This is a genomic window from Cytophagales bacterium, assembly GCA_033344775.1.
In the GTDB taxonomy this organism is placed as follows: Bacteria; Bacteroidota; Bacteroidia; order Cytophagales; family Cyclobacteriaceae; genus JAWPMT01.
Genome location: JAWPMT010000004.1, coordinates 1,695,081 through 1,719,554, shown reverse-complemented (window position 1 = coordinate 1,719,554; position 24,474 = coordinate 1,695,081). Strand labels below are relative to the sequence as shown.

Annotated in this window: 20 protein-coding genes; 16 read left to right on the top strand and 4 right to left on the bottom strand. The window is 43.7% G+C overall.

The features are described from left to right. Window positions 1–12: 12 nt before the first annotated feature. The 9 genes from R8G66_16180 (at window position 13) to hemN (ending at window position 9,102) form a co-directional block, all read left to right on the top strand. Entirely contained in the window at window positions 13–1,326 is a 1,314-nt protein-coding gene (locus tag R8G66_16180; protein MDW3193912.1) for a glycoside hydrolase family 2 TIM barrel-domain containing protein, read from the top strand. Between the two features lie 472 nt (window positions 1,327–1,798). Next, entirely contained in the window at window positions 1,799–1,957 is a 159-nt protein-coding gene (gene ccoS, locus R8G66_16175) for a cbb3-type cytochrome oxidase assembly protein CcoS (GenBank protein MDW3193911.1), read from the top strand. Next, window positions 1,958–4,153, top strand: a complete 2,196-nt coding sequence (gene ccoN / locus R8G66_16170) for a cytochrome-c oxidase, cbb3-type subunit I (protein MDW3193910.1) — start codon at window positions 1,958–1,960, stop codon at window positions 4,151–4,153. A 4-nt stretch (window positions 4,154–4,157) separates the two neighbouring features. After that, complete coding sequence (locus R8G66_16165) at window positions 4,158–4,340, top strand: CcoQ/FixQ family Cbb3-type cytochrome c oxidase assembly chaperone (GenBank protein ID MDW3193909.1); 183 nt, start codon at window positions 4,158–4,160, stop codon at window positions 4,338–4,340. Beyond that, window positions 4,337–5,185, top strand: a complete 849-nt coding sequence (locus R8G66_16160) for a cbb3-type cytochrome c oxidase N-terminal domain-containing protein (protein ID MDW3193908.1) — start codon at window positions 4,337–4,339, stop codon at window positions 5,183–5,185. Before R8G66_16165 ends, R8G66_16160 begins: the two co-directional genes overlap by 4 nt. Before the next feature lie 19 nt (window positions 5,186–5,204). After that, a complete protein-coding gene (ccoG, locus tag R8G66_16155; protein ID MDW3193907.1) occupies window positions 5,205–6,617 on the top strand; it encodes a cytochrome c oxidase accessory protein CcoG in 1,413 nt (470 codons plus the stop codon). A 4-nt stretch (window positions 6,618–6,621) separates the two neighbouring features. Continuing rightward, window positions 6,622–7,038 carry a FixH family protein gene (locus R8G66_16150; GenBank protein MDW3193906.1) on the top strand — a complete coding sequence of 139 codons (417 nt, stop codon included), beginning with the start codon at window positions 6,622–6,624 and terminating at the stop codon, window positions 7,036–7,038. Continuing rightward, window positions 7,035–7,736 carry a sulfite exporter TauE/SafE family protein gene (locus R8G66_16145; GenBank protein ID MDW3193905.1) on the top strand — a complete coding sequence of 234 codons (702 nt, stop codon included), beginning with the start codon at window positions 7,035–7,037 and terminating at the stop codon, window positions 7,734–7,736. Before R8G66_16150 ends, R8G66_16145 begins: the two co-directional genes overlap by 4 nt. A gap of 7 nt (window positions 7,737–7,743) precedes the next feature. Beyond that, complete coding sequence (gene hemN, locus R8G66_16140) at window positions 7,744–9,102, top strand: oxygen-independent coproporphyrinogen III oxidase (protein ID MDW3193904.1); 1,359 nt, start codon at window positions 7,744–7,746, stop codon at window positions 9,100–9,102. Window positions 9,103–9,123: 21 nt separating this feature from the next. Here hemN and R8G66_16135 read toward each other — a convergent pair whose 3' ends face one another. After that, window positions 9,124–10,026 (bottom strand): hypothetical protein, encoded by a 903-nt coding sequence (locus R8G66_16135; protein ID MDW3193903.1) that lies wholly within the window; start codon window positions 10,024–10,026, stop codon window positions 9,124–9,126. Between the two features lie 157 nt (window positions 10,027–10,183). On the opposite strand from R8G66_16135, the gene R8G66_16130 reads away from it, so the two are divergent. The 5 genes from R8G66_16130 (at window position 10,184) to R8G66_16110 (ending at window position 15,911) form a co-directional block, all read left to right on the top strand. After that, a complete protein-coding gene (locus tag R8G66_16130) occupies window positions 10,184–11,062 on the top strand; it encodes a DUF1684 domain-containing protein (protein ID MDW3193902.1) in 879 nt (292 codons plus the stop codon). Between the two features lie 157 nt (window positions 11,063–11,219). Further along, window positions 11,220–12,962 (top strand): glycosyltransferase family 2 protein, encoded by a 1,743-nt coding sequence (locus R8G66_16125; GenBank protein ID MDW3193901.1) that lies wholly within the window; start codon window positions 11,220–11,222, stop codon window positions 12,960–12,962. A gap of 344 nt (window positions 12,963–13,306) precedes the next feature. Next, entirely contained in the window at window positions 13,307–13,840 is a 534-nt protein-coding gene (locus R8G66_16120) for a UpxY family transcription antiterminator (GenBank protein ID MDW3193900.1), read from the top strand. A gap of 236 nt (window positions 13,841–14,076) precedes the next feature. Further along, window positions 14,077–15,156, top strand: a complete 1,080-nt coding sequence (locus tag R8G66_16115; protein MDW3193899.1) for a hypothetical protein — start codon at window positions 14,077–14,079, stop codon at window positions 15,154–15,156. A gap of 38 nt (window positions 15,157–15,194) precedes the next feature. Next, window positions 15,195–15,911 (top strand): sugar-binding protein, encoded by a 717-nt coding sequence (locus R8G66_16110; GenBank protein ID MDW3193898.1) that lies wholly within the window; start codon window positions 15,195–15,197, stop codon window positions 15,909–15,911. A gap of 5 nt (window positions 15,912–15,916) precedes the next feature. On the opposite strand, the gene R8G66_16105 is transcribed toward R8G66_16110, so the two are convergent. The 3 genes from R8G66_16105 to R8G66_16095 all read right to left on the bottom strand — a co-directional run bounded on the left by R8G66_16105 (window position 15,917) and on the right by R8G66_16095 (window position 19,328). Continuing rightward, window positions 15,917–16,378 (bottom strand): hypothetical protein, encoded by a 462-nt coding sequence (locus R8G66_16105; GenBank protein MDW3193897.1) that lies wholly within the window; start codon window positions 16,376–16,378, stop codon window positions 15,917–15,919. 3 nt (window positions 16,379–16,381) lie between these two features. Next, on the bottom strand, window positions 16,382–17,773 hold the full coding sequence (locus R8G66_16100) for an ATP-binding protein (protein ID MDW3193896.1): 1,392 nt from the start codon (window positions 17,771–17,773) through the stop codon (window positions 16,382–16,384). Between the two features lie 190 nt (window positions 17,774–17,963). Further along, entirely contained in the window at window positions 17,964–19,328 is a 1,365-nt protein-coding gene (locus tag R8G66_16095; GenBank protein MDW3193895.1) for a sigma-54 dependent transcriptional regulator, read from the bottom strand. A gap of 170 nt (window positions 19,329–19,498) precedes the next feature. Between R8G66_16095 and R8G66_16090 the strand changes: the two genes are divergently transcribed. After that, the gene (locus R8G66_16090) at window positions 19,499–21,889 is read left to right on the top strand and encodes an FtsX-like permease family protein (GenBank protein ID MDW3193894.1); all 2,391 of its coding nucleotides are present in this window, start codon (window positions 19,499–19,501) and stop codon (window positions 21,887–21,889) included. Between the two features lie 11 nt (window positions 21,890–21,900). Further along, on the top strand, window positions 21,901–24,366 hold the full coding sequence (locus R8G66_16085) for an FtsX-like permease family protein (protein MDW3193893.1): 2,466 nt from the start codon (window positions 21,901–21,903) through the stop codon (window positions 24,364–24,366). Window positions 24,367–24,474 lie beyond the last annotated feature (108 nt).

Here is a 24,474-nt window from a genome sequence, read left to right as displayed (position 1 = left end):
TAATCTCATTCAATGAAATCTCCCTTTTATTACCCTTATCAATTCCTGTTTCCACTTGTCTGTGGATTGTTATGCGCTTGTCAGACTGGAAAAAGACAAGCATTAGCCTCGGACATCACGCGTTCTGAAATTCGACTCACGGACGATGGATATCGCATTTTTCTGAACGGGGAACCGGTTTACATCAAAGGGGCAGGAGTGGATAATGGAGACCTTGGAGCATTGGCTGCTCATGGCGCGAATGTCGTAAGGACCTGGAGTTCGGAAAACGGCAAGTATGTTTTGGATCAGGCTCATGAACTTGGGCTAAAGGTTATGATGGGTTTATGGGTGATGCCAGAACGTCATGGATTCGATTATGATGATGAGGCTGCCGTAAAAAAGCAGAATGAACGGATTCGAGAGACAGTCATGGCCTACAAAGATCACCCTGCTTTAGTGGCCTGGTTGATTGGCAATGAATTGAATCATGAATACACCAATCCCAGGGTTTGGGAGGCGGTCAACGACATTTCAAAAATGATCCACGAATTAGATCCTTACCATCTCACTACCACTCCCCTGGCGGGTCTCGACAAGCCAGAAGTCGATTGGCTCAAAAGCAAAGCGCCGGATCTGGATTTCATCAGTGCTCAGCTATATGGACCTATAGACCAGCTTCCGGAGTTAATCGAAGCTACAAATTATCAAGGCCCTCTGATGGTCACGGAGTGGGGTGCTACGGGTTATTGGGAAGTGCCTGAAACTGAATGGGGAGCTCCAATAGAAAACAATAGTTCGATAAAGGCCGATCTCTATTTGTCTCGTTACCAAAACGCCATTCTTTCGCAATCTCAACAAGTAATGGGCTCTTTCGTCTTTCTGTGGGGACAAAAGCAAGAGCGAACACCTACCTGGTTTGGGATGTTCATGCCCGAGGGAAATGAAACCGAATCAGTAGATGTGATGCACTATGCCTGGAACGGACAATGGCCTGAGAATCGATCGCCCAAATTGCTGGATTTCACCCTGGACGGTAATACAGCTTTGGATAATGTTCGATTGAAATCCGGGGAATCCTATCAGTCTTCCGTGTCTATAAATGACCCGGATGGCGATCCTTTGGTATACCAATGGGAGATCAGACAGGAAAGCCGATCCACGAAAAGTGGCGGGGACAAGGAATACATTCCGGAAGTCATTGAAGGCTTGTTTTCTGAAGGATCTGGAGACATAGCACGATTTAGCGCACCTAAAGAATCAGGAGCCTATCGCTTATTCATCTATGTCGAAGATGGCAAAGGTCACACTGCACACGCGAACATTCCTTTTTGGGTAGGGCCGTGAATATGTGACATAAAGTGTCCAGAATAACGGTAGAACAGAATGAAGAATTGAGTTCGAGTTTCACTATTTAGGAAGCTTGCCGGTATAGTATGAGGCTTTTCAATCAAAGCACTTCCTCGCCAGGCCCGTTGCGCAGGTCTGGCGAAATAGCTGGTGTGGTGGGGCGTCTTGGATGTGTGCGGAGTAACAATATGTCGTTGAAATCCACAACCCCTCATAATGCTATTAAGTAAAGAGAAATGGACCGTCATCGCGTGGTATCGAAACGATCTCAAATAAGGATTCGTAGTATAATTATTATGGACTAGACTGCTTCAATTCTTCGCAATGACGAATCTTAACTTAATAGTATTGCACCCCTCCCAGAAGGGAGAAGTATCTTGACCTGACAAAAGTCATATCCTACCCTGCAACCCATCAGCAAGGGGGCTTCGCCTGACGTCTAACATTGCTTCCAACAAAATTGATGCACATGGAAGTACTCTTCTTACTGATCGGGATCAGTCTGATCATTGCCGTATTGTTTTTGGTGGCCTTTCTTAAAGCCAGCAAAGACGGCCAGTTTGAGGATGATTATACCCCTTCTATCCGCATCCTATTTCCAGAGAACGACAATTCAAATGATCACTAAATGGAGAATCAGGAAACCTTGACCCTCACCAAGCCTACCCATGCCGAACCGGAAACGTCGGGCGTGGAGGTCTTTTACTATGACAACAAGATCGTGCGGATGTTCATCATCGCTGCGACGGTCTTCGGCATTGTAGGCATGTCAGTCGGGCTGTTGGTGGCCCTGCAATTTGTTTTTCCCGAACTGAACTTCGGTATCCAGTATACGACCTTTGGAAGGATACGGCCTTTGCATACCAATGCGGTCATTTTCGCTTTCGTAGGAAATGGCATTTTCGCCGGGGTATATTACACCCTGCAGCGGCTATGTAAGGCCCGGATGTTCAGCGACCTCTTGAGTAAAATTCACTTCTGGGGTTGGCAATTGATTATCCTGGCTGCGGCCATCACCTTACCACTTGGAATCACGACATCTAAAGAATACGCAGAACTGGAATGGCCAATTGATATTGCCATCGCATTGATCTGGGTGGTATTTGGGGTTAACATGTTCGGCACCATCCTGAAAAGAAGAGAGCGTCACTTATACGTCGCCATCTGGTTTTTCATTGCGACTTTCGTGACGGTAGCAGTATTGCACATCGTCAATTCCTTTGAGTTTCCGGTAACATTATTTAAAAGCTATAGTTTGTTTGCGGGTGTTCAGGATGCGTTGGTGCAGTGGTGGTATGGCCATAACGCAGTGGCATTCTTCCTCACTACGCCTTATTTAGGACTGATGTACTACTTCATTCCCAAAGCATCGAATCGGCCGATCTATAGCTATCGATTATCGATCATTCACTTCTGGGCGCTGATCTTTATCTACATCTGGGCTGGGCCTCACCACTTACTGTACAATGCGTTGCCTGATTGGGCACAGTCTTTAGGTGTGGTGTTTTCGGTGATGTTGATTGCACCATCATGGGGCGGTATGCTAAATGGTCTGTTCACTTTGCGCGGTGCTTGGGACCGGGTTCGCGAAGATCCTATTTTGAAGTTCATGGTAGTTGCTGTGTCTTGTTACGGTATGGCCACATTCGAAGGACCGATGCTGTCCCTGAAAAACGTGAATGCCATCGCACACTTTACCGATTGGATTGTAGCACACGTTCACGTAGGCGGATTGGGCTGGAACGGCTTCCTGACCTTCGGTATGTTGTATTACCTGATCCCAAAACTTTACGGAACACAGTTGTTCTCTAAGAAATTGGCCAATATCCATTTCTGGGTGGGCACGATGGGCATTGTCTTCTATGCACTCCCTATGTACTGGGCAGGCTTTGTACAAAGCCTAATGTGGAAAGAATTCACCGAAGCAGGTATCCTCGCTTATCCTAACTTCCTGGAAACGGTCACTCAAATCCAGCCAATGTACGCACTGCGTGCCTTTGGTGGAGCGATGTACCTTGGAGGTGTGTTTGTGATGGTTTACAATTTGGTGAAAACCGCCAAGCAAGGGAGCTTTATTCCAGAAACCAAAGATCAGGCGGCACCTTTGACGGCAGGTTATGTACCTCCTAAGAATGAGCACTGGCACAGAAGGATTTTCGAATGGAGACCCATTAACTTACTGGTTTGGTCTTTAGTGATGATTCTTATTGGAGGTCTGGTCGAATTGGTGCCTACCTTCCTGGTAAAATCTAATGTACCTACGATTGCCAGCGTACAACCTTATTCTCCCCTGGAACTAGAAGGGCGTGACATCTACATTCGTGAAGGATGTAATGCGTGTCACTCTCAAATGATCCGTCCATTCCGTTCTGAGACGGAGCGTTATGGTGAGTATGCGAAAGCAGGAGAATTTGTTTATGACCATCCCTTCCTGTGGGGATCTAAACGAACAGGTCCGGACTTGTTAAGAATTGGAGGGAAGTATCCGGATAGCTGGCACTATCATCACATGCTGGATCCAAATTCCATGTCACCAGGTTCTATCATGCCGCCTTACCCATGGTTGTTTGAGCAAGTGCTGAATACGGAAAACTCAGAAAAGAAGCTTGATGTGATGCGTCAAATGGGAGTTCCTTATCCGGAGATGACATACGGAGAGGTTTTGACATCTATCAAAGATCAATCCGATGAAATCGCCAAAACCTTGAAAGATCAGGGTATTGAGGTGAGTTCTGAGAAAGAGATCATCGCTCTCATTGCTTATCTGCAACGATTGGGTACGGACATTAGTAAAGTAGATCCTAAACTGAGCGCAAACAATTAAGATCATGCTAAAATTCATTAAACATCATTTGGAGACCATCACGGGGATTGAATTCTTTCCCCTGCTCTCCTTCATCATATTCTTCTTGTTCTTCACCATTTGCCTGATCTGGGTGATCAAAGCCGATAAGCAAAAGATGGACGAGATAGCCAGACTTCCTTTTGACCAAAACGAATCTCAGCCATGAAGAAGCCATTAGTATTTACCTTTTTGTCCGCTTTGCCAGCATGGGTATTTGGACAGTCTAGCGGAAGTTTTGTCGAGACCTATTTCTCTGAGATCGTTCTTTCCATCGCGCTTGGAGTAGCCCTGGTTGCTTTATTACTGTTGGTCGTGACCCTACAAGCCGTGGCGGTTTTCCGAAAAACAGAAGAGGGTGAAAAAGAAGTAAAAGAGACCTGGTTCAGCAAATGGTGGCAATCCATCAACAGCTTCAAGCCAATCGAACAGGAAACGGTTGTATTGACTACTCATGAGTACGATGGTATCCGGGAATTAGACAACAACTTGCCGCCCTGGTGGAAAGGAATGTTCTATGCGACCATTGTATTTGGTGTACTCTATTTGGTCAACTACCACATTATGGGATCAGGACAGTTACAGGTAGAGGAATACGAGACCGAAATGGCTGTTGCGGCCAAAGAAGTCGCAGCCTATAAAGCGGCTGTACTGGCTATGGAAGGCCCTTCAGAAGAACCTGTGACAGGACCTGAGGCCATTGCTGCCGGAAAGGTCGTCTATCAAAAATTCTGCTCTGCCTGTCATGGTGCGCAAGGTCAAGGAGGCATCGGTCCCAATTTTGTCGACCAGTATTGGATCCATGGCGGTAGTATGGCCAACATCATTACCACGATCGAGGAGGGTGTGCCAACCAAAGGGATGATCGCCTGGAAAAATCAGCTTTCCGGAGCAGAGATTCAGCAAGTAGCAGCTTTTATCTACGATTTGGAAGGCAATGATCCTGATGGCCAGAAGGAGCCCCAAGGTGAGCTTTTTGAAAGAGTAACCGAAACAGAAGTAGAAGGGGAATAAGCAAGTAAGAGGTAAGACAATGGAGACGCTGGAAGAGGTATATGATGAGGCTGGTTTTCGTGATGAAATAAGCACCATTGATAAAGAAGGGAAACGCATTTGGGTTTACCCAAAAAAGCCAAAGGGGCGTTTTCACAATTGGAGATTGGTTGTTTCCATTGCTTTACTGGCATTTCTATTCCTGGCACCGATCATTAAAATTGGAGGGCAACCGTTGTTGCTCTTCAATGTTTTCGAGAGACGCTTCGTGATCTTCGGCCAGATTTTTTGGCCACAGGATTTTCATCTTTTTGTGATAGGTATGATTACCTCCGTGGTATTCATTATTCTTTTTACCGTGGCTTATGGTCGAATATTTTGTGGCTGGGTGTGCCCACAGACCATTTTCATGGAAATGGTTTTTCGCAAAGTGGAGTATTGGATAGAGGGGGATTACATGGCGCAGAAGAAGCTGAGAAAGCAGCCTTGGGACACAGAGAAAATTCTGAAAAAAGGGGGCAAACATGCCATTTTTCTGTCGATTAGCTTCCTCATCATGCACACATTTATTTCTTACCTGATCGGGTTTGAAGATACAATCGCTCTGGTGCAAACTTCACCTACCGAAAATATGGCTGGCTTTATCGCCATGATCGGTTTCACCGGTGCGTTTTATGGGGTATTTGCCAAGCTTAGAGAACAAGTCTGTACCACCATTTGTCCCTATGGGCGATTCCAGGGTGTGATGCTAGACCGCAACAGTGTGGTTGTTGCGTATGATCATGTCCGAGGGGAAGCAAGAGGGAAATTTAGAAAAACTCAGGATCGTCCAGCAATAGGATTAGGTGATTGTATCGATTGCCATCAATGTGTGCAGGTTTGTCCAACCGGGATTGACATCAGAAACGGGACACAATTAGAATGTGTCAATTGCACCGCCTGCATTGATGCGTGTGACAACATCATGGATAAGGTAGGACTTGATCGTGGCTTGATCCGATATGCTTCTGAAGCCAATATTGCGGATGGTAAGCCTTTCGAGTTTACAACCCGGCTAAAAGCTTATACCGGGGTGTTGATTGTCCTTATGGGGGTGATGGTGGCACTATTGGTATTACGTTCAGATATCGAAGCGACGATTCTTAGAACACCAGGCATGCTCTATCAGGAGCAGGCGGAAAATAAAGTCAGCAACCTCTACAACTTCAAGGTGGTGAATAAAACTCTGGAAGAAGTACCCTTTGAATTTAGGCTGGAGAACGTAAATGGCGAGATCAAAATGGTGGGTGATCTGCTGCCAGTCGATGGACAATCCATTGGAGAAGGGGCCATGTTCATTCACCTGGACAGGTCGGCACTCACTGGCATGTCGACAAAAATTGAAATAGGCGTTTACGCCGAAGACGAAAAGCTAGAAACGATCAATACGACCTTCTTAGGTCCAAACTTATAACGATATGAATTGGGGACACGGATTGACATTATCATTCATTGGGTTTGCAGGATTCATCATTTTCATGGCGGTCAAAAGCTTCGATCAGAACATTGATCTGGTGACGGAAGATTACTACCGGGAAGAGCTGAATTATCAACAGCGCATTGATCAGATCCAACAAACCAAAGCACAGGGCATGGAGGCTAAGGTGCAACTTTCTGAAGGTTTACTGGAGCTTACGTTTCCCAGTGCGCCCGAAAAAGGAAAAGTGCATTTGTATCGACCTTCCGATAGTCAGTTTGATAAGCGTTTCGAATTAAGTAATGCTGCGACTATGTCCTTCGATCGGTCTGATCTTCTAAAAGGTTATTACATCCTGAAGATCAGCTGGGAAGCCAATGGTCAAACTTTCTATCAGGAAAAAGGCATTGTTTTATGACTGGAGCCCTGCTCATCGGATTATCCATTGGCTTTGTGGGGAGCTGGCACTGCATAGGCATGTGCGGTCCATTGGCCATGGCCTTGCCTTACCGATCTGCTAATCCTTTGGTGCGATTGCTCAAAAGTTTACTGTACACTTTGGGGCGCACGCTGACTTATGTCTTAGTGGGCTTGTTGCTGGCTTCCGTCGGAGAAGGCTTTGCCTTAGCAGGTTTTCAGCGTTCTTTATCGTTGATCGTAGGATTGGTTCTGGTAGCAATTGTCTTGTTTCCTTCCTTCAATAAACGCTTGGAGCTTTCCGTTTCCCGAACCCGGCTGGGCAGATTTGTGCAACAACGAATTGCCCGACTGTATCAATCTCAACGATCTGGTACTTTCTTTTTGGTAGGGATGCTGAATGGACTGTTGCCATGTGGTATGGTCTACATGGCGGCATTTGCTGCACTCGGTAGTGCCGATACTATTTCGGGTATCCTGATCATGACCGGTTTTGGGCTGGGTACTTTGCCTCTCATGACAAGTTTCACCCTGCTTCCGGTCCGTGAATGGCTCGCACGTTTCAGAGGCATGAAAGTAGCCAATGCGCTCATGTTAGTAGCAGGAGCGATCATGATCCTTCGAGCCACCGCCCTTGAATTACCGGATGTTCCGGTTATGGGTGTATTTAACCCTTCTCAATTGACCATCTGCAAATAAAAATATCATGTTAACCGATCTCGAACTTCTCCAGGAATACGCCATCCCCGTACCACGCTACACAAGCTATCCAACCGTGCCTTTCTGGGATCACGATAACTTTTCTATGGCTGATTGGAAAAATAGCATTCGGAATGCTTATTGGGCCAATGCCGGCGAGATCAGTCTTTACATTCACTTGCCATATTGTGAAAGTTTGTGCACTTACTGTGGTTGCAATACGATCATTACAAAAAATCATTCTGTAGAAGATTCGTATTTGAGCTACTTGCTAAGAGAGTGGATCTTGTATGTGCGTGCTTTGCCTGGCACACCAACATTGAAGGAATTACATATTGGAGGGGGGACACCTACTTTTTTTCAGCCTGAAAACCTGAAACAATTGATTGAGGGAGTCTTTGATTATTGTGAAGTAACGGAAGATACAGATTTGAGTTTCGAGGGGCATCCTGCTAATACCACGCGAGAACATTTACAAGCACTTTATGAGCTTGGCTTCCGGCGGATGAGCCTGGGTATCCAGGATTTCAATGAAGCCGTGCAAAAGCAGATCAATCGGAGACAATCTTATGATGATGTTTTGCGAGTCGCCTCCTGGGCCAGGGCCATTGGATTTAAATCCATCAATTATGACCTGATCTATGGTTTGCCGCTTCAGACTCCCGAAACAGTTGCTGATACCCTGGATAAGACCATTCAATTGCGTCCGGATCGGATTGCATTTTATAGCTATGCGCATGTGCCGTGGATGAAACCCGGACAGAAGTCCTTTGAACATCTTTTGCCCTCTTCTGAAGACAAGCTATCGTTCTTTCTTGCTGGCAAGGAGCAATTCAAAGCAAATGGCTATGAAGAAGTGGGTATGGATCATTTCGTTCTACGAGAAGATGAATTGTGCCAGGCCAAAGAAGCAGGTGACTTGCACCGTAATTTTATGGGCTACACCACACAGCGAACCGAGTTTCTGATAGGTCTGGGAGTGAGTTCTATCGGAGATAGCTGGTCCGCATTTGGGCAGAATCACAAGAACATCAAAGACTACAAAAGAGCCTTGGATGCCGGGGAGTTTCCAATTGCTAAAGGTCATTTACATACGAAGGAAGACTTATTTCTACGGGAGTTGATCCGTGACATGATGTGCAATGGAAAAGTGCAGTGGAAGTCCAGCTTCCTGGAAGAATTTGGCCTGGATATCAACTGGAGTCTCATGGATAAACTCGTCGAAGATGAAGTGATCCAGATGAATGAGACGGGCATGGAAATCCACCCGGATCGCATGATGCTGCTTAGAAATGTATGTTCTGCTTTTGACGTAAGGTTATGGCGATCAAAAGGAGGTTTTGATCAGTTCAGTAAAGCCGTTTAAGCAGATGTGATTACTTACTATTTACTTCATGGTTACATTGGAAGATAATTCCCGGATTACTTCCGGGTCAAACTCACCTGCAGTTTGAATCCCTTGAATAATGAGTATGTTTTCTTCTTTCACAATAGCGTGTACCAGGATACTTGTTTTTGCATCTCCCATTGAGCCTGTTGCCCAAATTTCATAGGCATCATACCCATTTATGGCTTCGTCGGATTCATTGACATATGCAACATCGGTTAGGCCTTTTTGCTTCAGGCCTGTGACCATGGCCTCCGCCATTGATTGGGCGGTAGTAAACATGTCTTTTGGCAAGGGTAATACCAGCGCCATTGGTTGATCTTTTTCATTGTTTTCTTTCCCGTCGACAGTATAGATAAACATGCCCGCACCAGAATGTGCAAATTTCAATTTCGTGTTCGATTCATCAATGCTGAAAAAGGCACTTGCAAATGGGTCAAGCTCAAAGTCTTTATTGTATTCAGCCTGCAGGATCGATTGCTTGATGGTTGCTTCTGCTGATTTGTCTTCAGGGAGATATGCGCCCATGATCATCACGGAAAAAGTGGAATCTCCGAAGACTGCATTGATCATGTGGGAGTCATCTGCGGCAATCACCTTTATCATTTTGGCAGGGTAATTCCCGATTTCCAGCTCCTTGTATTCCAGCACTTCAACCCCTTTCGCTTCAAAATTTTCTCGGGAGAAATTAGCGGCATTAGAATAATAGTTCCCACCATTGAGGTCCATGACGTTGATCATCGCTGTTTCACCTTTTTGATAGCCTGAGAATTGCTCACTTTTCGTGAAACCCTCAGGGGTCGGGATGGAAACCCGGGTACCTGGTACCATCACTTTTGGTTCCTGCGCGAAAACTACCGTACTCATCAGTAGTAGAATGAAAGTCATGGCTTGGTTAGTCATCTTGAAATCTTTTGGTCTCTGTATTTGTTAATATCGAGCGTTGTTTTGCCCTTGTGGTTATATCGTCGAAGGTAAATTAAATTATTGGTCCAGCAGCAATGATAAAAGCCGAAGTAAATAGCTAATTTGTATGCTCCGTTTTCAAAAATCCTCTGAAATGATCAAATACCAGTTCCTTGCCTTTCTTTTCATCCTGGCATGTACACCTGCACCGAAGCAAGCAACTTCCGAACAATTGTCCGGCTGGGAAAGCTGGAAAGTGGATCGAATGGAGGAACTGAAATCCAAAGAAGGCTTCCTGAATCTGGCGGGATTGTATTGGTTGCAGGATGGAGAACATTCCTTTGGTTCCGATAGTAGTAATGCGGTCATTTTTCCCGTGGATTTTCCTGCGAAGAGTGGCGTGTTCAAAGTGGAAGCAGGTGTAGTTTCTATTTCGGAGGTAGCTGAAGGGATTTTGATTGATTCTACTTCTCAGGAAGAAGGCCTGGTTTTTGATCTGAGTCAGGAGGTGTCGAAGGAGATGACTTACGGCAATTATGTGTGGTACATCATCGAAAGGGTAGGGAATGTCGGGATTCGATTGAAGGATCTGGATCATCCTATGCTGGCAGCAGATCCAGACATTCATTTTTACGAGTACAACCCTGATCTGGTCGTTGAAGCAATTTTCAAACCGTATTTACCTAAGAAGAAGTTAACCATAGACAATGTGCTCGGGCATCGTTTTGAAATGGAGATTGAAGGGCAATTGCAATTTCAATTCCAGGGAAAAAACTATTCACTGGAGCCACTCGACGATGTGGATTTCTTTGTCATTTTCAGTGACGAAACCAGCGCCATTGAGACTTACGGTAGCGGGCGTTATTTACACGTTCCTTTGCCAGGCCCAGATGGTAAAACCACCATTGATTTCAATCGAGCTTACAATCCACCCTGTGCTTTCACAGATTTTGCAACCTGTCTTATCCCTCCCTCCGAAAATCGCCTGGATTTTCGTGTAGATGGTGGTGAGTTGGATTTTCATATGGAATAGCATTTAAGGTGACTCGAAAATTGGGTAAAGAATTGTTCGTTGTTGATTTTTATTTCCACTTACATGCACACGTCATTTGTAAGTAATCCCATAATCTGTTATTTTGATTCTCTCTTTGTATGACTAGCTTGTGCTGGCCATTGTATGAACGATCGCTATGGAGGAAATCAAATCACTGCTTGTTGCCGCAGGATTGTTGGCTTTGTGTTCTATTTTCTTGATCAGAGCACATCAAAAAAGGAAGGCCAATCGGCCATATATCTATCATCAATTGTATGGGCCTCTCTTCTTTTTATCAGTATTGACCCCATTTGTGATGCAGTTTGCGCTGGCAAGGAAGAACATCACCTTGCCGGATGTATTGCTGATGGCTTTGACCATTCCACTCTATCTGCAATTGGTCATCGCTTTAGTGATGGTGCTACGGCTGCTATTTAATAACCATGACTATCAGGATCCGGAGTTGGTAGAACTTAAAAAGTATCCGAAGGTAGCGATCATCCTTCCCACGTATCACGAACCATTTGAAATCGCCAAAATGACGCTGGACAGCCTGATTGCGATGGAATATGAGGGGGACTGGAAGATCATTGTCGTAGATAATAGTCGCGATTTTGAAGACCTGGAAAGCTGGAGATCTTATGTGACCCATTTGAACGAATTGTTTCAGGGTAGCAATCTGGAAGTGGAATGGATTTCCAGAGATCCGGAATTGAAAGGTTTTAAACCATTGAACCTGGATGTGGCCTACGAACGCTATGTGGCGAACGATTGGGAAGTGGAATATGTGATGTATGCGGATACGGATTCCACTTTCCACGTAAATACCTTGACGGACCTAGTGAAGACATTTGCTGCGGACGAAGATGCTGCCTACATCCAGCTGATGACGGTTGCGAATAACATGGAAGTCAACAGGCTGAGTAAAGCAGTGGGTATGCAGCAGACCATCTTTCGGTACATACTGGGTGAAATCGGCAATTGGGGGATGCCTATTTTTTATGGACATAATGCGATCTACAAACGAGCTGTGATTGCGCAATTAGGTTCTTTTTTAGAAAAGGATTCCCGAGGGGAGTTCATGTTGACAGAAGATTTTTCTATGACCATTCGAGCTTATTTGCAAGGGAGTTATGGGAAAACTCATTGGATACTTAGTGGAGAAGGGGTTCCCACGTCGCTTGCTGCACTGAAAGGCATGTGGGACCGGTGGGCGGTTGGCGGCTTACAAGTGCTATTCAAATACTTCAAGCGAGTTGTAGTTTCAAACAAAATTAACTTTTATGAGAAGGTATCCTTTCTTTATCATGGACTAAGCTACCCGAGCAATGCATTGATCCCCGTATTCATTTTGCTTTCCCCTATGATTAGTTCTGTTGCTTTGATTGCTTTTGTGCTATTGCTCCTGTTTGGTAGTATTTCGGCAATCGGTTTTCGAAAGAAGTTTGGTATGCTGATCGAAGAGACCAGAACCAATCCATCTTCTTTTGTAGATTATTACTGCTCTTTTTTTGCAGTCCATAGCTATATCTTCTGGGTGATGTTCCTTTCTACCTGGAAATTTATCTATCAGATGATCGTGCCCAGGAAATATAGAGAAAAGCTATCCTGGGTGGTTACCCCTAAAGGGAAAGAGGAGAAAATGAAGTGGTCCACCGTGTTGAGGAATAATGTGTCTATTCTGGTTTTCGTTGGAACATTTTTTGCGATTTCGGGCTATTTTCTCTGGAACAGCTATGCTGGCATGAATGACTTTTTGATTCTGCTTCCCGGTGGATTCTTTTGCTTCAATTTATTGCTTACGCTATTGGTGTTTGGACGTTCGAGAAAAACCTCATCTAAACCTTCAGTCAAGTCCCCGGAGCCTTTTCAGTCTGGTGAAATGCTGGTGGATCCATGAATTACATAACATCATTCAAAGGCAATTTATAGTGATGATTCAGTATTTTATATTAATGGTTTATACCTTTTGTATGTATTTATTAAATAAAATATTGCAGCTGCTTATTTTATTTAAAGTACTGAATATCAGATTTTTAATTATCATTTAAAGTTCTTTTCTCTTTATTTTTCCATATTTATTCCTTCCAAATATTGATATTTTTTCGTATCATAGTGGAAAGGTGATCGCTTGGCTAAAAAGTTCACCTGCATAAATACATCGCTTCGAAATCAAAGCCGTAAGACCGACTTGCGTTGGGACTTCAATCGGCGGAGCCTTATCTATCTTCCAATTACATTCTTATGGAAATGCACAACGAGCCGTTGATGTGGCATGTGCTTCATGTCCAGTCTGGCTATGAAAAGCATGTTGCTTCTCAACTAAAGTACGGTGGTGTGGAATGCTATATTCCAGTGACGAAAGAAGTCAAATACTGGGGCAATCAACACAAGCAAGTCTATGTGCCCTTATTTCCCGGGATAATCTTTTGTCATATGTGTGAGGCTGACCGGATGAACATCAGGGACATTGAGGTATTGCAGTCTTATATTATCCCTGGTCAACCTGAAGGACATGTGATCCTTCCAAAGGAAGAGATAGCCATCATTAAACTTTTGGAAAAAGGAAATCCGGGACTTTGTGAGGAGCATCTTTTTAAAGGAGACGCGGTAGTGGTGATGGAAGGGCCTTTTACTGGATTTCATGGGATCATGATTGATGGCAAAGCATCGAAAAGGCTTTTGGTAAGGTTGACAGGTTTGAAGCAGATTGTCGCCGTTGATATTTCCCCATTTCAAATACAGAAAGCTAAATCGAGTCATGTCCTGGCCAGCTGAATCCTTAGTTCGATTCTAAAACACGCCTTTCAGCGCGTCACTCCAGAATTTTCGGTCAAAAATTCCTAGAAGAGCAGAAAATATCAGACGCCCAGTCCGGGGAATCTCTATCGCGCTGATGAGATTCCCGACAAAATGCTCTCTATGGAGAAATGTTGAGCCCATTTTTCTAGAGTCGAACTCAGTTTGGTGGCATTGTCTCCATTAATACGAGATAGTTGAATAATACTCACAAAATGAAAAAATCAATTTTGAAAAAGACTGTGCGAAAGTTCGTGATCATAAGCATGTTGCTTTTTGTTGGACTGTTCATAGCAGGTGAAATCTACTTTAGATTGGCTGCCCACACGGAATATGGTTATTTGTCTTCTGTGCATCGTTACGATGAAGACCTGGGGTTCACCTTTATTCCCGGAGGTGAACATTACCTGGATAACGACACAGTGAAGTTCAACAAGTACGGTTATGTGGATGATGAATGGTCGCTGGAAAAAGAGCCTTCAACTTACCGAATAGCCATGGTGGGTAGCTGTGTGCTTTCGGGAGTCTTTCATATTGTAGATACAGCCTGCTACAATTACCCAAATATGGCAGAGGCGGATTTACGCAAAAATGGATATAACGTAGAGATCATGAATTTTGGTATGCCCGGGGAAACCCGATCGTACTTTACATTTAAAAGCATAGAAAAGGATGTTCTTGACTTTAAGCCGGACCTGGTGATCATGGAAAATGTATTTCCGTATGCCAGAAAGGAATATGCAAAGGATGATTATTTGGGATATCAACTCGAATATATATTCACCTCTGCTAGGAGCAAAGCGCAGGCCATCATGTGGGCTGAACGAATGAGTGACTGGTCATTTTTCGTGACTTTGATGGACCACAGTTGGGTAATCAAAAAACTAGCCCTTAAGTATCAACAAACACATCAAAATGATATCGCAAATTTCATCAGGTTTGCTGTTAAACGACAGATTTCCTTTATCGATGATGCAGTCACCGGGTTTTATACTATGGAAAGGTCCATCGAAATGACACATGAATTGATGGCGTCTTTAGGGAAAGATTCAATCGATTTTAGGGTGCTGTATTACAAAGAAGATGGAGCCACGGATTCCTTGTTAGTGAATTCCTTTGAAAATATAGCTTTGAAGACGGACCTGACCGAAGATTTGTATTATCCCTATGACACTCATTTTAACAATCGAGGGCAACTATACCTGAAAGAGAAATTTCTTGATGAACTGATAACGATCATACCAGATCAATACAAACCACAATACATCAGCACTAACAATATTCCTGTTAATTGACTTGAGATTGAATGAGTAAAAATCTAAAAATTCGGTCAATGAAAGTTTCCAATTTACTTTTTCTAAGTCTATTCATGCTTTCTGTTGGATGCTCAGGAAGAAAAGCAAAATCTGCCATAGTGACGGTTGCTCAAGAGCGACCAATCATTGATGGGAGCATAGATGACTGTTGGAAAGGACTTCCGGAGTACCCGATCGATGGGACGCTGGGAGGAGACATCAACTGGGATGGTGAAGATGATCTGTCTGCTACCTTTCGTGTGTTGATGCATGACAATGATCTGTTTTTTCTTGTGAAAGTCACCGATGATATTGAAGGTTTTCTGGAGGAAAGCATGATGATCCAACATTGGGAGAACGATAACGTGGAGTTTTTCTTTACCAATGCAACAAAGCTGTCCGTTGGTGAGATGTCTGAGACAGATACGATCTATTTCGTCAACTATAGTGCTCCTTATGATCGCTTGCAGAAACTGGGCAATATCCCGGAATACAAATCAAAGAATATTTCATTTGGTCGTCAAAATATTGAGGGAGGCTACTTACTTGAAGTATGTTTTGAAAAGGAATTGGGTGTTTTTGATTTTGAGAAAAGCACGATCCCGTTCAATATAGGGCTAGCGGACAATGACAATGAGATCGTCGAAAAAGGCTTTATGAAAGGAAGTGAAAGTGGAATTTCCTGGGGGTATAACTCAGGATCAACTTCCTGGAAGGAATCAATCAATTATGGGGATTTAGTGATTGATCGCTGAATTTCTTATCCACAGATTTTTCTTTCCATTTTCCTGGCTTCTTCTTCCATTGGACTCAATAAATAGCCTACGGTACTACATTCCAGGATGTACTGTTTTAGAAAATTTTCAATGCCACCCAATTTTTCATATTGTGTGGTATGAGTCATTTCATGAACTAGCAAAGTCCTGGAAGCTAACCAGCCTTTTCGGACAGCAATACCATATCTAAATGATGTGCCTCTTGTGCTGTCAGAGATAAGTCCCAGAAATTCGGCAGCTTTATGCAGTTCCGTGTCTTCAGGTTTTGGCATTTCTTCAAACTCCATCAGTCGGATTCTTGATGGGTCTTTTACCCCGATTAAATGGGCATCAATGGCTTGATCGATACTCAAATCAATGCCGCACTTTAGGATGTGATTTTCTTGTTTCAGAATCCAATTTGCAGCGGCGGGGATCAATTGTTCGAGATGACTATGTAGCTCCATCACTCAAAACCTAAAATGCAATTCGAAGCTCGTTCCCTCTCCTGGAGTTGAGTGTACTTTGATGCTGCCTTTGTGCGCGCGCATGATCTGACGCGATAAGGGTAGACCAATGCCTGAACCTGTTTCCTTCGTCGTATAGAAAGGAACGAAAATGTTGTTGAGTAATTCTTTGTCCATTCCTGGCCCATTGTCGATGATCCGCACGACTGCCGCATCCGAAACTTCGTCGAGCCACACCTGAATTTCCGCGTCCTCTGTTCCTTCCAGGGCTTCAATACCATTCTTGATCAGGTTGATCAGCACTTGCTCAATCATTCCTGGATCGATCTTTCGGATCAACTTTCTTTTTGACAGACTTCTGATCAGCTTGATGTTGGCTTTTTTCATGTCAGCCGCTTCTAATTCCAACATCTGACTCACTAACTCCGTGAGGTCTACCTCCTCCAATTTTGGCTTAGGCACTTTTGCCAAATCGCCGTAAGAGTTCACAAACTTCACCAAAGACTTGCTTCTTTTCCCAATGGTGAAAAGACTCATCCGCAAGTCAGATTCTTCCTCTTCATCCAACTCTGAGATCGGTCGTTCCGAACCGTCGTTATTTTCCAGCATCTGATAGGCCACCTCTGTTAACGTAGAGATCGGGATCACGCTGTTTTTGATTTCATGTGTCAGTACTCTAATGAGCTTCTGCCAGGATTCGATTTCTTGCTGATCCAACTCGGTATTGATGTTGTGAAAAGCCAACACCTTGTATCGTCTTTCTTGTAAAATGAGCACCTTTGACAACACCGATAGGTGCAGTAGCTCGTCTCCGATCTCCGTTTTTACAAGTATTCTTTCGTCACTTCCTAATTCACGAATCTTTTCTAACAAGAGTTCGCTAGCTCGTCCGATCGAGTCAAGTCGAGTAGAGTAGGGTATGCGAAAGAGGTCCTTGGCTGATTCATTCATCAGGTGAATGCGTTCGTCCGCCAGGTCATATGAAAGTAAGGGTACTCCGCTGTATTCTACCAGTGTCTTGAAAAAATGGAAGTTGGACTCCTTTTCGCTTCTGAGCTTGGTGAATTCACGAGTGATCACATTAAAAGCATGGAATAAGGATCGTGATTGTCGGTTGTGTTCCGGATAGATATTGGAAAAGTCATTTTGCCTGATGGCCAATAGGAAGTTTCCAAGATCGCGATTGGTTTTCTCAACATATCGGATCAAGTCGACTAAAATGATGACAGCAAATAGCGTGAGCCAAAAGACCATTAAAGAGAATGGGGTATACACACCCACATAAAAGGCGGCTGACCCAAGAGCGATCACAGCGAGGATTCGAATCACTACTTTGGTTCTGAAAATCAAGAAACCATCGTGCTGCGAGTCTTCTTTTAATGCTTCATTGGCCATGTGTTGCTTTGTGTTTGAATCATGAACAGTGCTTGATCAGATTAGTTTTTACTATCAAGTCTAAGTTATGTAAACTGATTTAGATCAGCAATTGTTGAATGTCTTACCATAGCCCTCAGAGTCATCTGAAGGGGACTCTGAGAGACCTCCGGCCCTTATAATTGTTTTGTTCAAGGCATCAACTTAGAACTTATAACCCATACTTCTTCATTTTACGGTACAAAGTGGTGCGGCCAATACCCAGCTCTTCTGAGGCTTTACTCAAATTCCCTTCAAATCGCTCGATGGCCTTTCGTATGGCTTCCTTTTCCACATCTTCGACTTTCAAGGAATTGACACTCGGCGAATGACTGACTTTGGGCATAAGAAAGTCACCTGACTTCAAGGTGCGTTCACTGCTCATGATCACGGCCCTTTCTACCGCGTGTTGTAATTCTCTGATGTTTCCAGGCCAGGGATAAGCCATCAGTTGTTTCAAGACCGCCGGGTCAATGCGCATACCAAGCTTCTGATATTTGGAAGCATAAACGCCCAGATAATGCTCGACCAATAGCGGGATGTCTTCTTTTCGTTCTCTCAGTGGAGGCAATTCAATTTCTACCGTATTGATTCGATAGAGCAAATCAAGGCGAAAACTCCCATCTGCGACCATGTCCATTAAAGGTTGGTTGGTTGCGCTAACAATGCGTACATCAAAAGGGTAGATCTTGCTAGAACCAACTCGATTGACCGTTTTGTTTTGAAGTACGGTCAACAGTTTGACTTGCATCGCTGGGCTGATGTTGCCAATCTCATCGAGAAAAATAGTGCCACCATCAGCTATTTCGAACCGGCCCTGGCGATCTTCCTTGGCATCTGTAAATGCACCCTTGACGTGGCCAAACAATTCTGATTCAAATAGTGTCTCAGGCAGCGCTCCTAAATCCACTTTAATCATCGATTCCTTCTTTCGGGGAGACATCCGGTGGATCGTACGGGCCATTACTTCCTTTCCGGTACCATTCTCTCCTGTAATAAGCACGGAAGCATCTGTGATGGCAACCTTCTCCACGATCTGCATAATCTTCTGCATGCTGGCCGAGCCGAAGATCAAATCCGAATAGGCTGAATCAATGTCCTGTGTTAGCGCAGATTCACGTCCTTCGAGCTTTTTGATTTTTTTCTTCGATTGCCGAAGATTGAACACGTTTTGGATGGTAGCCAATAACTTTTCCTTTTCCCACGGTTTGATCAGGAAATCAACAGCTCCTTGTTTCATGGATTCTACCGCCAGGTCAATATCTCCATAAGCCGTATTAAGGATTACGTGAATTTCAGGGTCGAGCTCATGGATTCTTTTCAACCAAAACAAACCTTCATTTCCTGACGTGACTCCCGCTTTGAAATTCATGTCCAGGATCACGAGATCGATCTCCTCTTTCTGCAACAGTGTTTCCAGTCGGTTAGGTGAACTTTCAGTAGTTACCTTCTCGTATTCCCGCTTGAGGATCGTTTTTGCTGTAAACAAAACGTCGTGATCATCATCGACGATCAGTATGTGCCCTTTCTTTTTCAATCGCTTAAATTTTCTGTTTCAATGCTAGTGAGTGTTTCATAATAAAACAAATAATTGTTTCATAAAGGAACAGCATGAAACACCTTGACAAAAATTAACTTTCTGTATTACAGTTAGTTAACTATTTGGCACCATCCATGCCAATAGTATGGCAACCAAATATTGGAGTCATGTTTCGCAATTACTTAACTACCGCATTTCGCAACTTTAGAAAGAACCAGTTATATCTGTTTGTCAATATTGTTGGGCTTTCTATCGGGATCTCTTGCTGTCTGGTTGTGTACAGCATCCTGAAGCACGAACTCACTTTTGATTCATGGCATCAAAATCCTGATCGCTTGTTCCGTGTTGTGGAACACTTCACCGGTGATAATGGAATGGACTTTGATGGGGTGTTGCCGAACCCTATGCCTGAGGCCATCTCGCATGAGTTAGCGAGTATCCAGGCAATTCCTATGCTAGGACCAGTGGGAGTGAATGTTGAATTCGAACTCAATGGCCAATACAAAACCTTTGAGGAAGGATATGTCCTTTTCGCTGATCAACAATTCCTTACTTTATTGGATTTTCCACTTTTGCGGGGGGCTTCTGCCGAGGCATTGAATGAGCCCAATAAGGTATTTCTTACTGAAAAACTCGCTAAGAAGTATTTCGGTGATCAGGAACCTTTAGGACGGACCATTACCATTCGTGAAAGCATTAAGCTGGATGTGGTAGGTATTCTGGAAGATACCCCTACGAATACTTCAGCACCGTTCGATATGCTGATTTCATATGGAACTCGTGAAGCGGCTTACCAGGATTTTGTGACGAATTGGGGGTCGTATTGGGCGGCTACTTGCTACGTGTCCATAGATCCTTCGCAAATCAAGCAGGTGGAAACACAGATCAATACCCTGGCCGATGCGAATTTGAGTGAAAGTGCTGCTGAAAAGAATACCTATTATCTCCAACCACTAAGTGAAGTGCATACCGATAATCGATATGGTGACGCGGTGAATTATGTTGCTCCTGCTGAAATACTGATCGGTTTTATCCTTTTAGGCAGCATCACTTTGATTGCAAGTATGCTCAATTTCATTAACCTGGCTACAGCTCAAGCGGTAAAGCGTGCCAAGGAAATAGGCATACGAAAGACCTTAGGGTCTTTGCGTTCAGACCTGATCATTCAGTTCTTAGGTGAAACACTCATGGTAGTGATCATGGCGGTCGTCCTCGGCTTTACTATCGGTCAATTTTTCATGAACAAGATGAATGAGTTTCTGATTGAAGAGAGCTTCCACATTGAGTACGATATCACTACGATTGTGTTTGCCGCTTTGCTTGCTATCGTAGTTACCATATTGGCCGGATTTTATCCTGCAATGGTACTTGCTCGATATTCACCCATCAATGCGCTACGAAGTAACATCGCGCTAAAGTCCGGTTCCGGTCGAATGTGGATCAGAAGAGGTTTGGTGATCAGCCAGTTTGTCATTGCCAATCTTTTGATCGTTTCAACCATCATTGTAGCTGCTCAAATGGATTTTATCAGAAGCAAGGACCTGGGGTTCAGTACGAAAAATGTAATGACCATTAACTTCCCTCAAGGCATGAATGCCAAGATGGATGTGGCGTTACAGGAGTTTGAAAATGCCAGCTATGTAGAATCTGTTTCCAGAAGCCGTTCTTATCCACACGGAGGAACCTGGAATACGGGATTCAAAGTAGAAGGAACTGAGTACGTTGATGGCATGCATACCGCGCTTCATTTTGCAGATTCAAGGTTTATTGAATTATATGACATCCCATTGATCGCTGGGGAGAACATCAGAAACCAATACAACTCAGATACAACGCTACAGATCCTTGTAAGTCGCGAGTTTGTAAAAGTATCTACCGTACCTATGGAAGAAATCATCGGGAAAGAGGTGGCGATATTGGGTTCGTCCAAAGGCAAGATCACTGGAGTGATGGAAGATTTTCATAACTCAAGCTTGCAAGAAAGAATCCGTCCGGTGATCATTGTATACAATCCAGGATACATGAACCTACTCAATGTTAAGGTTGCGGGAAATGATCCCACAGAGTATTTTGGACAGATTGAAAACAAGTTCAGAGAGCTATCTCCAACCGGTCACTTCAGTGCGACCTTATTACTAGATTCGATCAAAGAGTCCTACGTGGTTGAGAATCTGGTGTACGGCATCTTTCAGGTTTTCGCCGGACTTGCAGTTCTGATTGGAATTTTCGGCTTGTATGGATTGGTTTCTTTCATGTCGGAACGAAACAGTAAAACCATTAGTATCCGAAAAGTATTTGGGGCCGGTACCACCGATGTGTTGTGGACATTCAGTCGGCCTTTCGTCTGGATGGTGATTTTGGCTTTCATCATTGCCAGCCCGATCAGCTATTTGTTGACCGGAGAGTGGTTGAACGAATTTGAATACCAAATTTCGGCCAATGTGACGCACTTTCTGATAGGTTTGGGCATCACCATCATGATCACTGCGATCACGATTGGTTATCGATCCTGGAGAGTAGCCACGAGTAATCCTGTAAATGCATTAAGAAACGAATAATCTAAAGGACCATGTTGAAGAATTATTTCCTGACCATACTACGACAAGTTCGCAAGAACCAGACCTTTTCGCTGATCAATATTTTCGGACTAGCAATGGGCATGGCTGCCTGTATTGTAATTGCCCAGTTTGTTTATTTCCATCTTCAGTTTGATAAACACTACGCTGATTCTGATCGGATTGTCAAGATCGAACGAGTGGTTTCCAGAAATGGTCAAGATCTGGGGGTGAGTGCATACACGTCTCCGATGACCATTGAACAGACCATGCTTGATCTGCCGGAAGTTGAGTCACGGGTAAGGTTTCGAAGTATTGATTATCAAAATAATTCCATCACTTACAAGGGGAATGGCGATGTTTTGACTTTTGAACAACCCGAACTTTATGCCGCCGATAAAGAAGCTTTCGATTTGTTTCAAATTGAATTTTTGGCCGGGAATGCTGAGAAATTTGATCAACCGAATAAGATTGTCCTGAATGAATCTTCGGCTCGTAAATACTTCAGTGATTTTGAAGGTGCAATTGGAGCTAAGATTGACATTTCTGGTAATGTAGGGAGCTTTTCTTATGAAGTGGTAGGGATCATGAAAGACCTTCCTGCTAATACGCACTTTGATTTTAATGTCTTGTTTTCCTTTCCCACTTTGGAATCCTATGGCTTACAACCTGAAAGCTGGACTTCAGGGAATGTACACAGCTATTTGAAACTTCAGAGTCTGGAGGATCAGGAAGTTGTTTTGTCTCATATCAATTCGCTTTTTGAAACCCATGCAAAAGAACGCCTGCAGCAGTATGGTTACGATATCACTTTTCAGGTAATTCCGATTGAAGAAATCCATTTATTCTCGGAAGCTTCGAGCGACTTTAAAGAGTCCATGGATTACCGATTGATCATCGCGCTTGCGACCATTGCTTTTATCATTCTTTTCATTGCCTGGATCAACTACCTGAATTTATCTCTGGTGAAGACCATTGATCGCTTGAAGGAAGTGGGTATCCGAAAAGTATTAGGTTCCAGAACTCGTCAGATCACGGCATTATTCACAACAGAGGCAGTATTCCTGAATTTGATTTCCTTCATTGTTGCTCTGACATTGGCACAGCTCACTTCGCCATTTACCAGTCAGCTGACAGGAGTCAAATTCAGCTTCTTCCAAAATATGGAAGTAACGCTACTCCTTTTTGTGTTGGTCATCGTTGGATCGGTAATCATCGGCCTTTATCCGGCTATTATGCTACGCACGTTCAATATGACCAATATTTTGGTGGGCAATAAGCGTAAACAAAAAGTTGGAGGATTTGGCTTAAGAAGCATTTTGGTGGCCATACAATTTACCGTGACTTTCCTGCTGATTGCAGCTACGATAACGGTATATAAACAGGTTTCATTCATGAAATCAGCGGACCTTGGGATCAACATCAATGATATAATGGTACTCAAGTCGCCCCCAGGAGACATTAATAGCAATGATCGCCAGGATGTCGTAAGTTATAATGCTTTTAAAACCGCGTTGACTCAGCAAACAGGTATCGCATCGATCACTAATGCTGGTGAAATTCCCGGAGAACCGATAAGTTGGGGGACTGGAATTCGTCTCAAGAATGCAGATACGGAAGATTCGCAGCAAGTAAGCCTTGTTTCAATGGGTAAGGAATTTTTGGATTTCTTCGAATTGGAAGTGGTGGCTGGCAGGCAAATCCGGGAAGGTGATGATCCATGGACCAAGGGAGATGTTTGGATCAATGAGAAAATGACAGAAATATTGGGTTTTGAAAAACCCGAAGATGCTGTTGGAGTAGAATTGGAAGGGTTTTACGCACCACTTCAGGTAAGAGGAATCGTTGAGAATCATCATCATAATTCCTTGCATTTTGATTACGACCCTATCGCCTATATTTTGAGTTCCTGGACTGAATTCTACTTTGTCAAATTTGACATTGCGAATGCTATGAGTGATGATCAACGCGTGTCAGAATTCAATAGGTTGGTTAACATCGTGGAGTCCGAGTGGGCTGAAGTGTTCACCAACAACCAGATTGATTATTTCTTTTTGGACCAATCATTCAATCGGCAATATGCCTCAGATGAACGCTTCGGACGCATATTCGGAACTTTCTCCTTATTGGCCATTCTCATTGCTTGTTTGGGCTTATTTGGATTGACATCTTTCACCTTACAGCAGCGAACGAAGGAGATAGGCATTCGAAAAGTACTGGGTGCAGAGCTTACTCATCTGATTTTGTTATTGTCTAAAAGCTACTTCATTGTGATTGGTATTGCCTATGCGATTGCGATGCCTGCGGCCTGGTATTTTCTGTCTGATTGGTTGCAGCAATATCACTTTCAAATTGACCTGGGCTCGTGGTTGTTTTGGGTCCCCTTGACGGTGGTAGTGGTCATTGCCATGGTGACGATTTTGTCAAGAATGTTAAAGTTCATCAAACTTAATCCGGTTAATTCATTGAGGTACGAGTAAGTGTCTTTACCTTAACAATTATTCCTATTCACTGCTAAACAGTTGACACACAAGAAGTAATATCATAGATTGGGTTTCCATTCTTGAGCCAGTTTGGAAAGGAATTTT